Raw genomic sequence first — 17,569 nt, 5'->3', positions numbered from 1 at the left:
GCGCGAAGGCGCACACCCGGGGCGGATCGCCCCATAACCGGCACAAAACCCTTGCGGCGCCAGCCGCACACCAGCCTTGAGGCCACGCAGGCCGCAGCGCGTCCCTTTCGCGACACCGCCGTGCGGGTGATGCCATCGAGGTGACGGAAGAGTACGACGAGGGAGCCGATCATCCAAGAGCCCACATCGTCCGAGTCCGGTTCCCAGTCCGGCTCCGAGTCCGGTGCCGAGTCCGGTGCCGAGCCGGAGGCCACCCGGCGCGACGCCGGTGTCGCGGAGAGTTCCCGCGCCAACCGGGGCTGGTGGGACCGCAACGCGGACGAGTACCAGATAGAGCACGGCACCTTCCTCGGCGACGACCGCTTCGTCTGGGGTCCGGAGGGCCTGGACGAGGTGGAGGCCGAGCTGCTCGGCCCGCCGGAGGACCTCAAGGGCAAGGACGTCCTGGAGATCGGCGCGGGCGCGGCGCAGTGCTCGCGCTGGCTGGCCGCGCAGGGGGCCCGCCCGGTCGCCCTGGACATCTCGCATCGCCAGCTCCAGCACGCGTTGCGCATCGGGGGCGCCTTCCCCCTGGTGTGCGCCGACGCGGGCGCCCTCCCCTTCGCCGATGCCTCCTTCGACCTGGCGTGCTCGGCGTACGGCGCGCTGCCGTTCGTCGCCGACCCGGTGCTGGTGCTGAGCGAGGTGCGGCGGGTGCTGCGCCCGGGCGGGCGCTTCGTCTTCTCGGTCACCCACCCCATCCGCTGGGCCTTCCCGGACGAGCCGGGCCCGGAGGGCCTGTCCGTGTCGGCCTCGTACTTCGACCGCACGCCGTACGTCGAGCAGGACGACGACGGCCACGCGGTCTACGTGGAACATCACCGCACGCTCGGCGACCGGGTGCGGGACGTCGTGGCTGCGGGCCTCCGGCTGGTGGACCTGGTCGAGCCGGAGTGGCCGGCCTGGAACACCTCGGAGTGGGGCGGCTGGTCGCCGCTGCGCGGGAACCTGATCCCCGGGACGGCGATCTTCGTGTGCGTACGAGACTGAGAGCGTGATCCGTTACGACGCCCTGGACGCGCTGCCCGTACGCGGTGCCCTGCCCGGCCTGAAGGACGCTCTGGAGGGCCACGGCACCGCCGTGCTGGTGGCGCCGCCCGGCACCGGCAAGACGACTCTGGTACCGCTGGCCCTGGCCGGCCTGCTCGGCGAGGGGCCGGCCCGGCGGGTCGTCGTCGCCGAGCCCCGGCGGATCGCGGCCCGGGCCGCCGCGCGACGGATGGCGTGGCTGCTGGGCGAGAAGGTCGGCGAGAGCGTCGGTTTCACCGTGCGCGGCGAGCGGGTCGTCGGGCGGCACGCGCGCGTGGAGGTCGTCACGACCGGTGTGCTGCTGCAACGGCTGCAGCGCGATCAGGAGCTCGCGGGCGTGGACGTGGTGGTGCTCGACGAGTGCCATGAGCGGCATCTGGACGCGGACACGGTGGCGGCGTTCCTGTGGGACGTACGGCAGACGCTGCGGCCGGAGCTGGAGCTGGTGGCCGCGTCGGCGACGACGGACGCGCAGGGGTGGGCGCGCCTGCTGGGTGACGCGCCGGTCGTCGAGGCGCGGGGGGTGTCGCACCCCGTGGAGGTGGTGTGGGCGCCGCCCACGCGCCCCGTACGGCCGCCGCACGGCATGCGGGTCGACCCGGCGCTGCTGACGCATGTGGCGTCGACGGTACGGCGGGCGCTGGCCGAGCGGGCGGGGGACGTGCTGTGTTTCCTGCCGGGCGTGGGTGAGATCGCGCGTGTGGCCGGGCAGCTCGGGGATCTGGGCGACGTCGAGGTGCTCCAGGTGCACGGGCGGGCGCCGGCGGCCGTGCAGGACGCGGTGCTGGTGGGCGGGGAGCGGCGCCGGGTGGTGCTGGCGACGTCGGTGGCCGAGTCGTCGCTGACGGTTCCCGGTGTGCGGGCCGTCGTCGACTCGGGGCTGGCGCGGGAGCCTCGCGTCGACCACGCGCGCGGGTTGAGCGCGCTGACGACGGTACGGGCCTCGCAGGCGGCCGGGCGGCAGCGGGCGGGGCGGGCCGGGCGTGAGGCGCCTGGTGCGGTGTACCGCTGCTGGGCGGAGGCGGAGGACGCGCGTCTGCCGCTTTTCCCGTCGCCGGAGATCAAGGTGGCCGACCTGACGGCGTTCGCGCTGCAGGCGGCCTGCTGGGGCGACCCGGAGGCCACCGGGCTGGCTCTGCTGGATGCCCCGCCGGGTGGCGCGATGGCGGCGGCGAGGAGTGTCCTGACGGCCATCGGGGCGGTGGACCGCGACGGGCGGGCCACGGAGCGGGGCGCCGAGCTGGCCCGGCTGGGGTTGCATCCCCGGTTGGGCCGGGCGCTGCTGGACACGTCGGGTCCGGTTGCCGAGGTGGTCGCGCTGCTCAGCGAGGAGGCCCCGAGGGAGTACGGGGACGACCTGGCTGCCGCTCTGCGGACGGCCCGGCGTGGCGGTGACGCCTATGCGGGGCGGTGGCGGGCGGAGGTGCGGCGGTTGCGGGCGGGCGGCAGGAGCGCGCCGGCCCACAGCGTGGACGACCGCACCGTGGGCCTCGTCGCCGCCCTCGCCTTCCCCGAGCGCGTCGCCAGGGCCGACGGCGGTTCGTACCTCATGGCCTCCGGCACGCGCGCGGAACTCGGTGACGGCAGTCCCCTGCGCGGTGCCCCGTGGATCGCGGTGGCCGTCGCGGACCGTCCGGTCGGCAAGGGGCACGCGCGTGTGCAGCTCGCCGCCGTGGTGGACGAGGACACGGCCCGGTCGGCGGCGGCCTCTCTGTACCGGAAGGGCCAGGAGGTGCACTGGGCCGACGGGGACGTCGTCGCGCGGCGCATCGAGCGGCTCGGGGCGATCGAGCTCGCGGCGCGGCCGCTGACGGACGCCGACCCCGGACTCGTACGCGATGCCCTCCTCGAAGGCCTACGGCAGGAAGGGCTCGGCCTGTTGCGCTGGTCCCCCGACGCGGCCGTACTGCGGCAGCGGCTCGCGTTTCTGCGTCTGCACCTCGGCGAGCCCTGGCCCGACGTGTCCGACGACGCGCTCCACGCGCGCGTGGACGAGTGGCTGGAGCCGGAGCTGAGCCGCGCCCGGCGGCGGGCCGACCTGGCGCGGATCGATGCCGGTCAGGCGCTGGTCCGGCTGCTCCCGTGGGCATCGGGGGACGCGGGGCGGCTGGACGAGCTCGCTCCGGAGCGGATCGCCGTACCGAGTGGGTCCAGGATCCGGATCGACTACGGCAATCCCGAACAGCCCGTCCTCGCCGTGAAGTTGCAGGAGATGTTCGGACTGCACGAGTCGCCGTCGGTCGCCGGGGTACCGCTCCTCGTTCATCTCCTCTCCCCCGCCGGGCGCCCGGCCGCCGTCACCGCCGACCTCGCCTCCTTCTGGAGGGACGGCTACAAGGGCGTACGGGCGGAGCTGCGCGGCCGATATCCCAAGCACCCGTGGCCCGAGGACCCCGCGTCCGCCGAGCCGACCCGGCACACCAACGCCCGGCTCAGGCGGTGACCGGTTCCGGTTCGGTGTCCTGCGCGGGCTTGGGATCGCCGGGGCGGCGGCCGCGTGCCTCCAGGTAGAGGGACAGGGCGAGGAGCAGCACGCCCAGGGTCAGGAAGCCCCAGGGCAGGTAGGACGTCATCAGCAGGACCAGGGTGCGGTTGGACTTGACGAGGTCGACCGTGTAGTCGATGTAGTCCTCGCGCATCTTCACGTGGCCGGCGAACGCCGTCACCTTGTCGCGGTCGCCGAGCAGGGTGCCGCCGCGCAGTTCCTCCTTGTGGATCTCCTCGCCGTAGACGGGGGCTCCGGTGAGGGGTTCGACCCAGAACTTGCGGACGGTGGTGTACCAGCGGGTGGTGCCGGTCTTGGCCACCGACTCCGGGGTGATGCCCTTGACCGGCATCGTCTTCGGAAATTTCACCTCGGTCCACGGGATGGTCTGCTCGAAGTAGTAGACCTCGACGCCGCGGAAGTCCTGGGTGCCCTTGTAGTGGATGGGCGCGCTGGTGCGGGTCTGGGCGTCGAAGTACTCGTAGTCCCGTTTCTCCGTCAGGAAAGGCCACTTGAACTCGATGCCCTGTCGCCGCACCGGGTCGCCGTCGACCATCTCGCCGGTGGCGTGGACGGGCTCCTGGGTGTGGGCGTCGAAGATGTAGCGCTCGGGGATCCTGGAGACCATCTTGCCGTCGGGGCCGACGACATAGGACAGGCCGTCCCAGACCACGACGTCCTTGCCCGCCGTCCTCTCGATCTTCTCCGAGGCTTCGACGTTGCCCTTGAGGGTCTGCACGATGGTGACCTTGGGGACTTTTCGGGCCTGCATCGTGCCGTAGTCGAGGAGGGTCGCGTCCTTCGCCTCCAGGACCATGTCCTGGTACTGGTTCGCCGGGATCTTGGCCAGACGCGGGAAGGCGTACCAGCGCAGCAGCGGGGACAGGGCCGCGAAGAACACGGCGAGGGCGAGCAGGATCAGGCCGGCCTTGCGGCGCATCTCGGCCTCCCTCCCGGACGGGCGGACGCGGTTACGGGTGTGCGGGCACCGTCGTGAGCAGCGGCTTGGGCGATGTCTCGCCGGCCGGGCTGCCGAGCGCGGTGAGGGTGAACACCAGGGCCAGCGCGGCGGCGAGACCGGTCGCGGCGGCGATCAGGGCGCGCATACGGGCCTCCCGGAGCACCGGAGCGGATACATCCGACACATCTGATACGTCGTCAGGTTCGGCACCGTAGCAACGGGCGGGCGAGATGAGAACACGTTGCACAGCGAACGAGTTCCGCGAACGGACGAAGGGCGCCCTGTCCGCCGTAGCGGAAGGACGCCCTTCGGAGGCATCCTCGGTGAGGATCCCGCAGTGGGTACGCGGCGGTTACGGGGTCGGGCTCGGCGATGGCGACGTCGAGCCGGATGCCGACTCGGACGGGCTGGGGCTGGGCGACGTCTCGGCCGCCGCCACCTTCAGCTCGACGGTCAGCGTCGCGCCGCCCGCGGTGTTGATGCGGAGCAGGAACGTGCCGGTGGTGTCGTCGGCGTACAGCTTCGGGAGCTTGAGCAGGCCGTTGGCGTCCGTCGTCAGGCCGGTCAGGGTGCGTACGGTCTTGCCGTCGGCGTCCTTGAAGTAGGGGCCCTTGTCGTTCTCGGTGGGGTCGTCCGCCGACTTGATGAGGGTGGCGGTGGCCGCGACCTTGTCCGCGACGGCGCCCTTGTAAGTCGCCCTCACCTCGACCTGGTCGGCGAACTCGCCGCCCGGGGTGCAGGTCAGCGCGGTGTCGCTGGTGCGGGTCAGGGTGTCGGCGGCGCGCTCGGTGACCGTGGCCGTGTAGTCGAGGCCGGCGATCGTGCGGCCGACGACGGTGGCGCGGACGACGAACTCGCCCGTGTTCTCGCCCGCCTTCAGCGCGGGCGCGACGGCCTCTCCGGCCGTGTTGGTGAGGGTCGTGGCGTACTTCTCGCCGGTGCTGAAGGTGGCGTCGGTGGCGCCGATGATGGTGAAGCGGACCCGGACCTTCGGGACGCCCTTGCCGGCCTCGGTCTCCGCGCGCGTACTGATCTTCTCGGTGAACGTGTCGCCCGCCATCGCGGTGAGCTTGGCGGTGTCGGCGTCCTCCAGGTGGTCCACCATGTCGGTGGGGGTGGGCGGGGTGGTGCTGGGCGGGGTGGTGCTCGGAGGCGGAGTCGGCTTGGGGCTCGAGGAGCCGCCGCCGTTGCCGCCGGGCTTGGCCGGGCTGCTGGGTGCGGTCGGCGTCCTGGGCGGCGTGGGGGACGGCGAGGGACTGGCTCCGGCATTGTCGTCGCTGCGGCCGGAAGGCAGGCTGCCGGTGCCGTCGGGAATCTCGTGGGTGCCCTTGCGGTAGTACTCCAGCCACGACAGGACGAGGTTGAGGTAGTCCCGCGAGTTGTTGTAGCTGAGGATCGCGCGGTCGAGGTCGTCCTGGGTGGACAGGTCCCAGCCGTAGCGGCACAGGTAGTGGGCGGCGGCCAGCGCGGCGTCGTAGATGTTGTTGGGGTTCTTCTCCCCGTCGCCGTTGCCGTCGCGGCCGGCCCACGCCCAGGTGGAAGGGATGAACTGCATGGGTCCGACGGCACGGTCGTACGAACTGTCGCCGTCGTAGGCGCCGCCGTCGGTGTCGCTGATGTTGGCGAAGCCGTTGCCGTTGAGCTGCGGGCCGAGGATCGGGGAGAGCGTGTTGCCGTTCGCGTCGACGCGGCCCCCGCGGGCCTGGCCGGACTCGACCTTGCCGATGGCGGCGAGGAGTTGCCACGGCAGGTTGCAGCCGGGCTTGGCCTCCCGGAGGGCGGCCTCGGCCTTCTTGTAGGCGTCCAGGACGGTCGCGGGGATGCCCGCCTCGCCGGCGCCCGGGGTGACGGGAGTGGTGGTGGACGGCGAGGGGCTGGGGCTGTTGAGCGGCGGCAGGTCTGTGTAGTACGGCGAGTTGCCGGTCGCGCTCTCCTCGGCGGGCGTGTCCGCGGAGGGCTGGGTTCCGGTGGTGACCCTTCTGCCGGCGTCGTCGGTCGTCACTCCTGGAGCCTGGGAGGCGGCCAGTGCCGCGACCACGACCGCGGCCACCGTGGTGTTCACCGCGCCCTTGCGGAGCCTGCCGAATTGCGCCGCCATGAAATGGACCCCTCCCGTGGACGCCCGAGCGCCCGCCTCTGTCTGTCGGGCTCGCCGTGTCGTGCTCGCCCCTGTAGTGACGATCGACTCGCCGCGACAGTTGCCCTCGCGGCGCGCCTTCCGTCGCTCTTCTTCTGTTCGGCCGCGTTCCCCCGGCACGGTGACCCAGGCGACCCTACGACAACTTCCTTTGCGCGGGCACCCGTTGCTGCCCGATTTTTACCAGTTGGCCATGTGCGGTCCGTCCATCGGACGTCGCGCATACTGGCTTCGCCGACCACCCGGGGCCGAACGCCCCCTCAACACCGCGCACAAGGAGCACCGTTGCCGTTCACGCTCAGCCATGCGGCGGCCCTACTGCCGGCCGTACGCACCGACGGAACCGGCCGCGGCGCACTGGTACCGGCCGTCCTGGTGGCGGGTTCCTTCTCTCCCGACATGACCTATTACGCGGCGAGTGTCCTGCCCGAGGCGATGGAGTTCGGCGATGTCACGCACTCGTTCGCGGGCGTGTTCACCGTCGATGTGGTGGTCGCCTGGGCGCTGGTGGGCCTGTGGCTCGTGCTGCGCGAGCCGCTGGTGGCGCTGCTGCCGGTACGGCGCCAGGCCCGGCCGGCCACGCTGCTGCGCTGCGGCGCGCCACGCGCGCGCGTACGTCCTTCGCTCGCGGTGTGGTGGTACGTCTCGGCCGCGCTCGGATCGCTGACGCATGTCGTGTGGGACGCGTTCACCCATCTCGACCGCTGGGGGATGCGCCTGTTTCCGGTCCTGGGCGAGGAGATCGCGGGGTCGCCGCTGTACTGGTATCTGCAGTACGGCGGTTCGGCGGTCGCCGCGGTCGTCATCGCCGCGTTCGTGGTCGTGGCGCTACGGCGGACTCCCGCGGCCGTGCCGGTCGGGGTACCGGTCCTCTCGGTACGGGACCGGTGGCTGGCCGGTGCGGTGATCGGCGGGCCGGCCCTGGTGGCGGCGGCGCTGAGGGCGGTGCGCTGGTGGGAGTACTGGGGGTCGACCGCCGAGTACTGGGAGCTGATTCCGACGCTGTGCTTCGGGGCGGGCGCGGGGCTGGTGCTGGGGCTGCTGCTGTACGCCGTGGGCGTCAGGGTGTGGCGTCCGGTCCTGGGCCGCGGTGGTTCGAGTGCGGATTCGGATGCGGCCGCGGATTCGGATGCGGGCGAGGCCGGTCGGGAGCCGAGCCGGCCTGCGGCTCGGTGAGGGGGCCGGCGGTCGCGACGAACACCGTGACCGTGCGGACGGGGCGCGGCCGTGGGAGCAGGGTGCGGGCCAGGGCCAGGTAACTGCGGGCGAGCTCGGCCCAGCCTTGTGCGCGGTGCCGGAGGGCCGCCGCCGTGTGCCGCAGGGTGCTCATCGGGTCGGCGGGGGTGCGGGCGATGCTTGCGCCTTCGGCGAAGGGCGGGACCGAGGGCGGCGCTGCCAAGAGGGCGTCTTCGGTGCTCACGTTCGCCTGTGCCGGGGCCGTCCCGGGGTGGAGCGTGCGTATACCCATGCCCGCCATCCTTACGGGCAGCGGGCGGCGGGGGCGCTTTTGCGGGGGCCGAGCGAGTGACGGGCCCTCCGGGGGTGGGCCGGGTCCTCAGCGTCTGCCGGGTTGCGGTTGTTTCGGGGCTGCGGGTGCGTTGTGGCTGGTCGCGCGGTTCCCCGCGCCCCTTTTAGGGCGTTGCAGTACCGCCCGCCCAAAGGTCTCCGCCAGGATGCCGGGCCGGCCGGCCAAACCGGCCCGGCATCCAGACGTCGGCCTTCCGCCGGAGGCTAGTGCGCTGCCGACTCCCAGTCGGGGCCCGAACCGACCGAGACGCCCAGGGGGACCCTGAGGTGGACGGCGTTGGACATTTCCCGGCGGACCAGTTCCTCCGCTGCCTCGCGTTCGCCGGGGGCGATCTCCAGGACGATTTCGTCGTGGACCTGGAGGAGCATGCGCGAGGTGAGGTTCGCCTCCCGCAGCGCCTGGTCGACCTTGAGCATGGCGATCTTGACGATGTCCGCCGCCGTGCCCTGGATGGGGGCGTTGAGGGCCATGCGCTCGGCCGCCTCGCGGCGCTGGCGGTTGTCGCTGTTGAGGTCGGGGAGGTAGCGGCGGCGGCCGAAGAGGGTCGCCGTGTAGCCCGTGGCCCGGGCCTCGTCGACCGCGCGGCGCAGGTAGTCCCGTACGCCGCCGAAGCGCTCGAAGTAGGCGTCCATCAGGGCGCGGGCCTCGCCCGCGTCGATGTTCAGCTGCTGGGAGAGGCCGAAGGCCGACAGGCCGTAGGCGAGGCCGTACGACATCGCCTTGATCTTGCGGCGCATCTCCGCGTCCACCGCGGCGGGTTCCACGGCGAACACCTGCGAGGCGGCCGTGGTGTGCAGGTCCTCGCCGGAGGTGAACGCCTCGATCAGGCCCTCGTCCTCGGAGAGGTGGGCCATCACCCGCAGTTCGATCTGGCTGTAGTCCGCGGTCATCAGGGACTCGAAGCCCTCGCCGACCACGAAGCCGCGGCGGATCGCCCGGCCCTCGTCCGTGCGGACGGGGATGTTCTGCAGGTTCGGGTCGGTCGAGGAGAGGCGGCCGGTCGCCGCGACCGTCTGGTTGAAGGTGGTGTGGATGCGGCCGTCCGTCGCGATGGTCTTGATCAGGCCCTCGACGGTGACGCGCAGCTTCGCCTGCTCGCGGTGGCGGAGCATGATGACCGGCAGTTCGTTGTCGGTCTGGGTGGCGAGCCAGGCCAGGGCGTCGGCGTCCGTCGTGTAGCCCGTCTTCGTCTTCTTCGTCTTGGGCAGGGCGAGTTCGCCGAAGAGGACCTCCTGGAGCTGCTTGGGCGAGCCCAGGTTGAACTCGTGCCCGGCCGCCGCGTGCGCCTCCTTCACGGCCTGCTGCACGGCGCCCGCGAACATCTGCTCCATGGCCTCCAGGTGTAGCCGGTCGGCCGCGATGCCGTGCCGCTCCATGCGGGCCAGCAGGGCGGAGGTCGGCAGTTCCATGTCGCGGAGCAGGTCCGCGGCGCCGACGTCCTCGAGGCGGCTCTCGAAGGCCTCGCCCAGATCGAGGACCGCGCGGGCCTGGATCATCAGCGCCTCGGCCTCGGCGCCGTCGTCCGCGCCGAAGGCCAGCTGGCCGTCGGCCGCGGCGGCCGGGGCCAGCTCGCGGTGCAGGTACTCCAGGGACAGCGCGTCCAGGTCGAAGGAGCGGCGGCCCGGCTTGACCAGGTAGGCGGCGAGCGCGGTGTCCATGCGGACGCCCTCGATGCTCCAGCCGTGCTCGGCGAAGACCCGCATCGCGCCCTTGGCGTTGTGGAAGACCTTCGGCTTGCCGGCGTCGGACAGCCAGGCCGCGAACGCCTTCTCGTCGGCCTCGTCCAGCTGCGACGGGTCGAACCAGCCGGCCGCGCCGTCTGCCGCGGCGAGCGCGACCTCGGCGACCGAGCCGGTGCCGAGCGCCCAGGTGTCGACGGTGGCCACGCCGAGGAGCTCACCACCGTGCTCGGCCAGCCAGGGGGCCAGCTCGCCGGTGCCGAGGACGGAGCCGTCCAGCTCCACCCCGTCGGTCGAGATCGGGGTGGTCTCGGCCTCCTCGGCTCCGGGGTCGACGCCGAAGAGCCGCTCGCGCAGGGACGGGTTCCTGATCTCCAGGGTGTCCAGGATCATCGCGACGGCCTTGCGGTCGTACGGCTCGCGCGCGAGGTCGGTGACGGTCTTGGGCAGCTCTACGCTGCGCTCCAGCTCGGTCAGCCGGCGGTTGAGCTTGACGGCCTCCAGGTGGTCACGGAGGTTCTGCCCCGCCTTGCCCTTGACCTCCTCGACGCGCTCGACGAGCTCCGCGAACGAGCCGAACTGGTTGATCCACTTCGCCGCCGTCTTCTCGCCGACGCCGGGGATGCCCGGGAGGTTGTCGGACGGGTCGCCGCGCAGGGCCGCGAAGTCGGGGTATTGGGCGGGCGTCAGGCCGTACTTCTCGAAGACCTTCTGGGGAGTGAAGCGGGTCAGCTCCGAGACGCCCTTCGTCGGATACAGCACCGTGGTGTGCTCGCTGACCAGCTGGAAGGAGTCGCGGTCACCGGTGACGATCAGCACCTCGAAGCCGTCGGCCTCGGCCTGGGTGGCGAGCGTGGCGATCACGTCGTCGGCCTCGAAGCCGTCGATGGCGAACCGCGAGACGTGCATCGCGTCGAGGAGCTCGCCGATCAGCTCGACCTGGCCCTTGAACTCGTCCGGGGTCTTGGAGCGGTTCGCCTTGTACTCGGTGAACTCCTGCGAGCGCCAGGTCTTGCGGGACACGTCGAAGGCCACGGCGAAGTGCGTGGGCGCCTCGTCGCGCAGCGTGTTGGCCAGCATCGACGCGAAGCCGTAGATCGCGTTCGTCGGCTGGCCCGTCGCGGTCGTGAAGTTCTCCGCGGGCAGCGCGAAGAACGCACGGTAGGCCAGCGAGTGCCCGTCCATGAGCATCAGGCGGGGCCGGCTGCCGCCGGGGTTGGTCTCGGTCTGCTTCGATGCTGTCTCTGCCACGCCCCCGATCCTGCCACGCCCCACTGACACTCGGTCCCCGTCGGGGGCCGCGGCCGCCGGGCCCGGCCGCGGGGCTCCGCCTGTGTCGTTGATCGACTTCGCGGAGGAAAGGAGGAGGGAGCGGTCGGAGAAGGAGGTGGTCGGCCCGTTGTCCGTCCCACGTGCGAGGATCGGAGACGTACCTCACACGTGTACACGAAGGGGAGTGCGCGATGGCCACCAAGCCGCCCAAGGGTGATCCGGTTCAGGACGCGCCGCAGGTCGCCGAGCCGAAGCACGCGGCTGCGGGGCTGCCGGCCATCGGACACACGCTGCGTATCGCGCAGCAGCAGATGGGTGTGAAGCGCACCGCGCTGACGCTGCTGCGGGTCAATCAGAAGGACGGCTTCGACTGTCCCGGGTGCGCCTGGCCGGAGCCGGACCACCGGCACAAGGCGGAGTTCTGTGAGAACGGCGCGAAGGCGGTGGCCGAGGAGGCGACCCTGCGCCGGGTCACCCCTGAGTTCTTCGCCGCGCACTCCGTCGCCGACCTCGCGACCCGGAGCGGTTACTGGCTGGGGCAGCAGGGGCGGCTCACCCACCCCATGTTCCTCGCCGAAGGCGGTACCCACTACGAGCCGGTCAGCTGGGAGCGCGCCTTCGACATCGTCGCCGAGGAGATCACCGCCCTCGGCTCCCCCGACGAGGCCGTCTTCTACACCTCCGGCCGCACCAGCAACGAGGCCGCGTTCCTCTACCAGCTCTTCGCGCGCGAGCTCGGCACCAACAACCTGCCGGACTGCTCCAACATGTGCCACGAGTCGTCCGGGTCGGCGCTGACCGAGACCATCGGCATCGGCAAGGGCAGCGTCCTGCTCGAGGACCTGTACAAGGCCGACCTGATCATCGTCGCCGGGCAGAACCCGGGGACGAACCATCCGCGCATGCTCCCCGCCCTGGAGAAGGCCAAGGCCAACGGCGCGAAGATCATCAGCGTGAACCCGCTGCCCGAGGCCGGCCTGGAGCGGTTCAAGAACCCGCAGACCCCGCAGGGCATGCTCAAGGGCGCCTCCCTCACCGACCTTTTCCTGCAGATCCGCATCGGCGGCGACCAGGCCCTCTTCCGCCTCCTCAACAAGCTGATCCTTCAGACGGAAGGCGCCGTCGACGAGGAGTTCGTGCGCGAACACACCCATGGCTACGAGGAGTTCGCCGCGGCTGCCCGCGCCGCCGACTGGGACGAGACGCTGACGGCGACCGGTCTCACGCGCGCGGACATCGAGAAGGCCATGGCGATGATCCTGGCCTCGCGGCGCACCATCGTCTGCTGGGCCATGGGCCTCACCCAGCACAAGCACTCCGTGCCGACCATTCGCGAGGTCGTCAACTTCCTTCTGTTGCGCGGCAACATCGGCCGCCCGGGCGCGGGCGTGTGCCCGGTGCGCGGTCACTCGAACGTGCAGGGCGACCGCACGATGGGCATCTTCGAGCGGCCCGCCCCGGCGTTCCTGGACGCCCTGGAGAAGGAGTTCGGCTTCGCGCCCCCGCGTGAGCACGGCTACGACGTCGTACGGGCCATCCGCGCACTGCGCGACGGCGAGGCGAAGGTCTTCTTCGCGATGGGCGGCAACTTCGTGGCCGCCACCCCGGACACCGACGTCACCGAGGCGGCGATGCGGCGCGCCCGGCTCACCGTGCACGTGTCGACGAAGCTCAACCGCAGCCATGCCGTCACCGGTGCCCGCGCGCTGATCCTGCCGACGCTCGGCCGCACCGAGCGCGACCTCCAGGGCAGCGGCGAGCAGTTCGTGACGGTCGAGGACTCCATGGGCATGGTGCACGCCTCCCGGGGCCGCCTGGAGCCCGCGAGCGGGCAGCTGCTGTCGGAGCCGGCGATCGTCTGCCGCCTGGCACGCCGCGTGCTGGGCGAGGACAGCCGCACGCCCTGGGAGGAGTTCGAGAAGGACTACGCGACGATCAGGGACCGCATCGCCCGCGTGGTCCCCGGCTTCGAGGACTTCAACGCGCGCGTGGCCCGCCCCGGCGGCTTCACCCTCCCGCACGCCCCGCGCGACGAGCGCCGCTTCCCGACGGCGACGGGCAAGGCCAACTTCACCGCCGCTCCGGTCGAGTACCCGAAGGTGCCCGAGGGACGGCTGCTGCTGCAGACCCTGCGGTCGCACGACCAGTACAACACCACGATCTACGGCCTCGACGACCGCTACCGGGGGATCAGGAACGGCCGCCGCGTCGTCATGATCAACCCGGAGGACGCCCAGCGGCTGAACATCGCCGACGGCTCCTACGTCGACCTCGTGAGCGAGTGGAAGGACGGCACCGAGCGGCGGGCGCCCGGCTTCCGGGTCGTGCACTACCCGACGGCCCGGGGCTGCGCGGCCGCCTACTACCCGGAGACCAACGTCCTCGTCCCGCTGGACGCCACCGCCGACACCAGCAACACCCCGGCCAGCAAGTCCGTCGTCGTACGTCTGGAACAATCGGCCACCGACTGAGCGTTTGCTCAGTCGACCCTCACCGACTGAGCACCACGAACGGAGCCGGACCCATGGGCGAGCAGCAGCACGTGACGTTCCCGCAAGAGGTCATCGACGAGTACGCCGCACTCGGCGTCGACCTGCCCGCCCTGTTCTCCGCCGGACACCTCGGCACCCGCATGGGCGTGCAGATAGTGGAAGCGTCCGCCGAGCGCGTCGTCGGCACCATGCCCGTCGAGGGCAACACCCAGCCGTACGGGCTGCTGCACGGCGGCGCGTCCGCGGTGCTCGCCGAGACCCTCGGGTCGGTGGGCTCGATGCTGCACGCCGGCAGCTCCAAGATCGCCGTCGGCGTCGACCTCAACTGCACCCACCACCGGGGCGTGCGCTCCGGACTGGTGACCGGCGTCGCCACACCGGTCCACCGGGGCCGCTCCACGGCGACGTACGAGATCGTGATCAGCGACGAACAGGACCGGCGGGTGTGCACCGCCCGGCTGACCTGCCTGCTGCGCGACGTCAAGCCGGGCGACGGCGACCACATCCGCGCGGCGAGCTGACCGCCCGCAGCACACCCTTCGCCCACAGCCCACACATAGGGAAAACCCTGGAGCGGCGGCCGCGCCCTTGTGGCGGCCGCCGCCAGTCGCTTCACTTGCCCCACCCCCACAGGAGAACACCCACGCTCACCTGCAGAAGGGCCCGTTCTTTTGTCAGCCATACGCGCCACCGCCGTCACCGCGGCGGCCTGTGCGACCGTGCTCGCCACCGCCCTGCCGTCCTCGGCCGTCAACTCCTACAACGCGACGCCCGCCCCCGAACGCACCGAGGTCGGCGCCCTCGTCGCCACCTGGGACAACGACGGCGACCCCACCACCCCCGACCGGGTCGACTGGGTCTGCTCCGGAACCATGATCGACGCGGACACGTTCCTGACCGCCGCGCACTGCACCACCGACTGGCCCGACAACGTGAAGTTCCACGTGTCCCTCGACCAGGACGTGCAAGCCGGCCTCGACGCCGCCGCCAGGAAGTACCCCGGCGACCCGGCCGCACAGGCGAACGCCGTCGCCGTCCAGGGCACCGCCCACAACCACCCCGACTACCCCGGCCCCGCGTCCGACACCCACGACATCTCGGTGATCGAACTGCCGGCCGCGAAGGTCAAGGCCCGCTGGACCTTCACCCCGGCCACCCTGCCCACGGCAGGCCAGCTCGGCGCGCTCGGCCCCCAGGGACTGAACTCCACCGACTGGTTCGTCGCCGGATACGGCACCCAGGAGGCCCAGCGCGGCCCCGGCGGACACACCCACCCCGGCGGCGGCGTCCGCATGAAGGCGCCGGTCACCTTCGACGCCCTCAACGCCAGCTGGGTACGCCTCGCCATGACCGAACCGCAGGGCAACGGCGGCGCCTGCTACGGCGACTCCGGCGGCCCCAACTTCGCGGTCGTCAACGGCAGGAACGTCCTCGCGGCCACCACCATCACGGGCGACGGCCCCTGCTACGCGACGAACGTGACGTACCGCCTGGACACCCCCGGCGCCCGCGCCTTCCTGGCGCCCTTCGTGCAACTGCCGTAGCTCCGGAACGACAGGACCGCTCCGAAACCCTCGGCCCGCGGCACCCCCCAACGGCCCGCCGCCGCACGGTGCACGAACCACCGGCGGCGGGCCCCGCCCGGCCCGCTTCCCCACCCCCGACGCCTCGCCTACCGTTTCCCCATGAGGGTGCTGCCATGACCGGCATCGGGCCCGTCGAACCCGTCAACTCGCCGGAAACCAGCCAGAGTCACGACACCATCGGCACCGACGCGCCACGCCTCACCGACCGGCTCGGCGACTTCTGGGCGGGCCTGTCCACCCGTACCCGCACCACCGCCGTCGCGACCGCCGTCGCCGGCGCGGTCGCCGCCGGATTCACCCTCATCCCCCAGGTCTCCGGCGAATCCGAGCCCCCCACCTCCGCCCCATGGCCCGCCAACGTCACCACCTGGCGCTATCTCGGGTTCGCCGCACCCCACAACTCCGGTGCCACCAGCGGCCGTTTCCACTTCGCCGTGACCGTCGACCACGGCCCGCCCGTCACCCTGACGATCTCCGGCACCGCCTTCCCCGGACTCACCGCCCACGCCATGCCCGAGCCCGCCTTCACCGTGGCCGCGTCGACGACGCGAAGGATCACCGTACGGATATCCGTATCCGACTGTTCGGAACTCCCGCTGAATGCGGATCTCCCCTTCCTTGACGTAACGCTGCGTAACACGCGCGCAATACAACACCACAGCTTCATCTTCGGCGGCACGTTTTCCCGGGACCTCTCGGTGCTCCTGCACGGAGCCTGCGACCAAGCCGCCGACACGCCGGGCCCACAGCCAAGCGGAAGTGCGAATTCTCAGAATGTGGACTGAGTGGAAATTCCGCCGAACCGGCCCACGGCCCCCAGGGCCCTTGTCCGCCCTCCACGCCGTCATAACAAGAACGTCACAAGCGAGCTCGTGGCGATGCCACTGTCCGCATACCGGGCTTAGAGTCACGCCCAGTCACCGCTCCAACGGGAGTTCGGTACCAGCGCGGCACCTCACCGTCCCCACCAAGGCGGACGTGACCGCGGAAAGGACTGATTGTGCGACGTTCCTTGGTGATACTTACCTCCGTCCTCGCGACCGGAGCTCTGACCCTCACCGCCTGTGGCTCCCGAGACGACAACGGCGGCGGCGACAGCGCGGGCGGGGACACCACCACCCTGACCATCGGCGTGGACGCCCCCCTCTCCGGTGAGAACTCCACCACCGGCCTCGGCATCCAGTACGGCGCCCAGATCGCCGTCGACGACGCCAACAAGAACAAGCTGGTCCCCGGCGTCACCTTCAAGCTGAAGGCCTTCGACGACAAGGCACAGCCGGCCACCGGCCAGTCGAACGCCACGTCGATCACCGGTGACAAGACCGCCGTCGGCGCGGTCGGCCCGCTGAACTCCGGCGTCGCCCAGTCGATGCAGCAGGTGTTCGCCTCGGCCAACATGGTCCAGATCTCCCCGTCGAACACCAACCCTGAGCTCACCCAGGGCAAGAACTGGCAGACGGACAAGAAGCGGCCGTTCAAGACCTACTTCCGTACCGCGACCACCGACGAGCTGCAGGGCAGCTTCGCCGCGGACTACGCCTTCAACGGCCTCAAGAAGAAGTCCGTCTTCGTCGTCGACGACAAGCAGACCTACGGCGCGGGCCTGGCGAAGATCTTCGCCGAGCAGTTCAAGAAGCTCGGCGGCAAGGTCGTCGAGACCGACCACGTCAACACCGGCGACAAGGACTTCGGTTCCCTCGTCACCAAGATCAAGAACTCGAAGGCCGACCTGCTCTACTACGGCGGTCAGTACGACGAGTCCGCGCTGCTCAGCAAGCAGATGAAGGACGGCGGCGTCAAGATCCCGCTGTTCGGTGGCGACGGCATGTTCGCCTCCACCTACATCGAGGCCGGCGGCGCCGCCACCGAGGGCGACCTCGCCACCGCCATCGGTGTCCCCGCCGACACCCTGCCCGCCGCCAAGCAGTTCATCGAGACCTACAAGGCCAAGGGCTACAAGGGTGACTACGGCGCCTACGGTGCCTACTCCTACGACGCCGCGACCGCGATCATCAACGCCGTGAAGGCCGTTGTCGACGCCAACGACGGCAAGGTGCCCACCGACATGACCGACCTGCGCTCCAAGGTCGTCGACGAGGTCCAGAAGTCCGACTTCCAGGGCCTCAGCGGCAAGGTCTCCTTCGACGAGTACGGCGACACCACCAACAAGCAGCTGACCGTCTACCAGGTCGTCAAGGGCGAGTGGAAGGCCGTGAAGACCGGCACCGCCGACCTGAACTGACCCAGGCCCCCAAAGCACCGCCACACACGGGCCGCGCGGAAGGAGGACCCCAACCGCGCGGCCCGTTTCCACACCCAGACCCTGCACACGTCCAGTGCACAGACCCTGCACCCGAGTGC

At 71.2% G+C, this 17,569-nt stretch carries 12 protein-coding genes; 8 read left to right on the top strand and 4 right to left on the bottom strand.

Annotated features, from left to right (window positions below):
* Positions 1 to 168 precede the first annotated feature (168 nt).
* Positions 169 to 1,029, top strand: coding sequence for a class I SAM-dependent methyltransferase (locus tag ACIBAG_RS17175; protein WP_399106320.1), 861 nt, complete (start codon positions 169 to 171; stop codon positions 1,027 to 1,029).
* Between the two features lie 4 nt (positions 1,030 to 1,033).
* The gene (gene hrpB / locus ACIBAG_RS17170) at positions 1,034 to 3,511 is read left to right on the top strand and encodes an ATP-dependent helicase HrpB (protein WP_399105768.1); all 2,478 of its coding nucleotides are present in this window, start codon (positions 1,034 to 1,036) and stop codon (positions 3,509 to 3,511) included.
* On the opposite strand, the gene ACIBAG_RS17165 is transcribed toward hrpB, so the two are convergent.
* The 3 genes from ACIBAG_RS17165 to ACIBAG_RS17155 form a co-directional block, all read right to left on the bottom strand.
* Positions 3,501 to 4,493: a DUF3068 domain-containing protein gene (locus ACIBAG_RS17165; protein WP_399105766.1), complete on the bottom strand. Its 993-nt coding sequence runs from the start codon at positions 4,491 to 4,493 to the stop codon at positions 3,501 to 3,503. The two genes, hrpB and ACIBAG_RS17165, sit on opposite strands and share 11 nt — an antisense overlap.
* Positions 4,494 to 4,524: 31 nt before the next feature.
* Positions 4,525 to 4,659 carry an SPW_0924 family protein gene (locus tag ACIBAG_RS17160; RefSeq protein WP_383416684.1) on the bottom strand — a complete coding sequence of 45 codons (135 nt, stop codon included), beginning with the start codon at positions 4,657 to 4,659 and terminating at the stop codon, positions 4,525 to 4,527.
* Between the two features lie 207 nt (positions 4,660 to 4,866).
* The gene (locus ACIBAG_RS17155) at positions 4,867 to 6,612 is read right to left on the bottom strand and encodes a lytic transglycosylase domain-containing protein (RefSeq protein WP_399105763.1); all 1,746 of its coding nucleotides are present in this window, start codon (positions 6,610 to 6,612) and stop codon (positions 4,867 to 4,869) included.
* 324 nt (positions 6,613 to 6,936) lie between these two features.
* On the opposite strand from ACIBAG_RS17155, the gene ACIBAG_RS17150 reads away from it, so the two are divergent.
* Positions 6,937 to 7,827, top strand: a complete 891-nt coding sequence (locus ACIBAG_RS17150) for a DUF4184 family protein (protein ID WP_399105761.1) — start codon at positions 6,937 to 6,939, stop codon at positions 7,825 to 7,827.
* 555 nt (positions 7,828 to 8,382) lie between these two features.
* Here ACIBAG_RS17150 and polA read toward each other — a convergent pair.
* Positions 8,383 to 11,109, bottom strand: coding sequence for a DNA polymerase I (gene polA, locus ACIBAG_RS17145; RefSeq protein ID WP_399105759.1), 2,727 nt, complete (start codon positions 11,107 to 11,109; stop codon positions 8,383 to 8,385).
* 212 nt (positions 11,110 to 11,321) lie between these two features.
* Here polA and ACIBAG_RS17140 point away from each other — a divergent pair, with 212 nt between their 5' ends.
* The 5 genes from ACIBAG_RS17140 to ACIBAG_RS17120 all read left to right on the top strand — a co-directional run bounded on the left by ACIBAG_RS17140 (position 11,322) and on the right by ACIBAG_RS17120 (position 17,450).
* A complete protein-coding gene (locus ACIBAG_RS17140; protein WP_399105757.1) occupies positions 11,322 to 13,601 on the top strand; it encodes an FdhF/YdeP family oxidoreductase in 2,280 nt (759 codons plus the stop codon).
* A gap of 53 nt (positions 13,602 to 13,654) precedes the next feature.
* Entirely contained in the window at positions 13,655 to 14,143 is a 489-nt protein-coding gene (locus ACIBAG_RS17135; protein ID WP_399105755.1) for a hotdog fold thioesterase, read from the top strand.
* Between the two features lie 150 nt (positions 14,144 to 14,293).
* The gene (locus ACIBAG_RS17130) at positions 14,294 to 15,166 is read left to right on the top strand and encodes a trypsin-like serine protease (protein ID WP_399105753.1); all 873 of its coding nucleotides are present in this window, start codon (positions 14,294 to 14,296) and stop codon (positions 15,164 to 15,166) included.
* 155 nt (positions 15,167 to 15,321) lie between these two features.
* Positions 15,322 to 15,993: a hypothetical protein gene (locus tag ACIBAG_RS17125; RefSeq protein WP_399105751.1), complete on the top strand. Its 672-nt coding sequence runs from the start codon at positions 15,322 to 15,324 to the stop codon at positions 15,991 to 15,993.
* A 227-nt stretch (positions 15,994 to 16,220) separates the two neighbouring features.
* Positions 16,221 to 17,450, top strand: coding sequence for an ABC transporter substrate-binding protein (locus tag ACIBAG_RS17120; protein WP_399105749.1), 1,230 nt, complete (start codon positions 16,221 to 16,223; stop codon positions 17,448 to 17,450).
* Positions 17,451 to 17,569 lie beyond the last annotated feature (119 nt).

Origin of the sequence: Streptomyces sp. NPDC051243 (genome assembly GCF_044455405.1) — a bacterium.
Lineage (GTDB): Bacteria > Actinomycetota > Actinomycetes > Streptomycetales > Streptomycetaceae > Streptomyces.
Note: the sequence above shows the minus strand (reverse complement) of the source record. Positions and strands in the feature narration are given on the sequence as shown.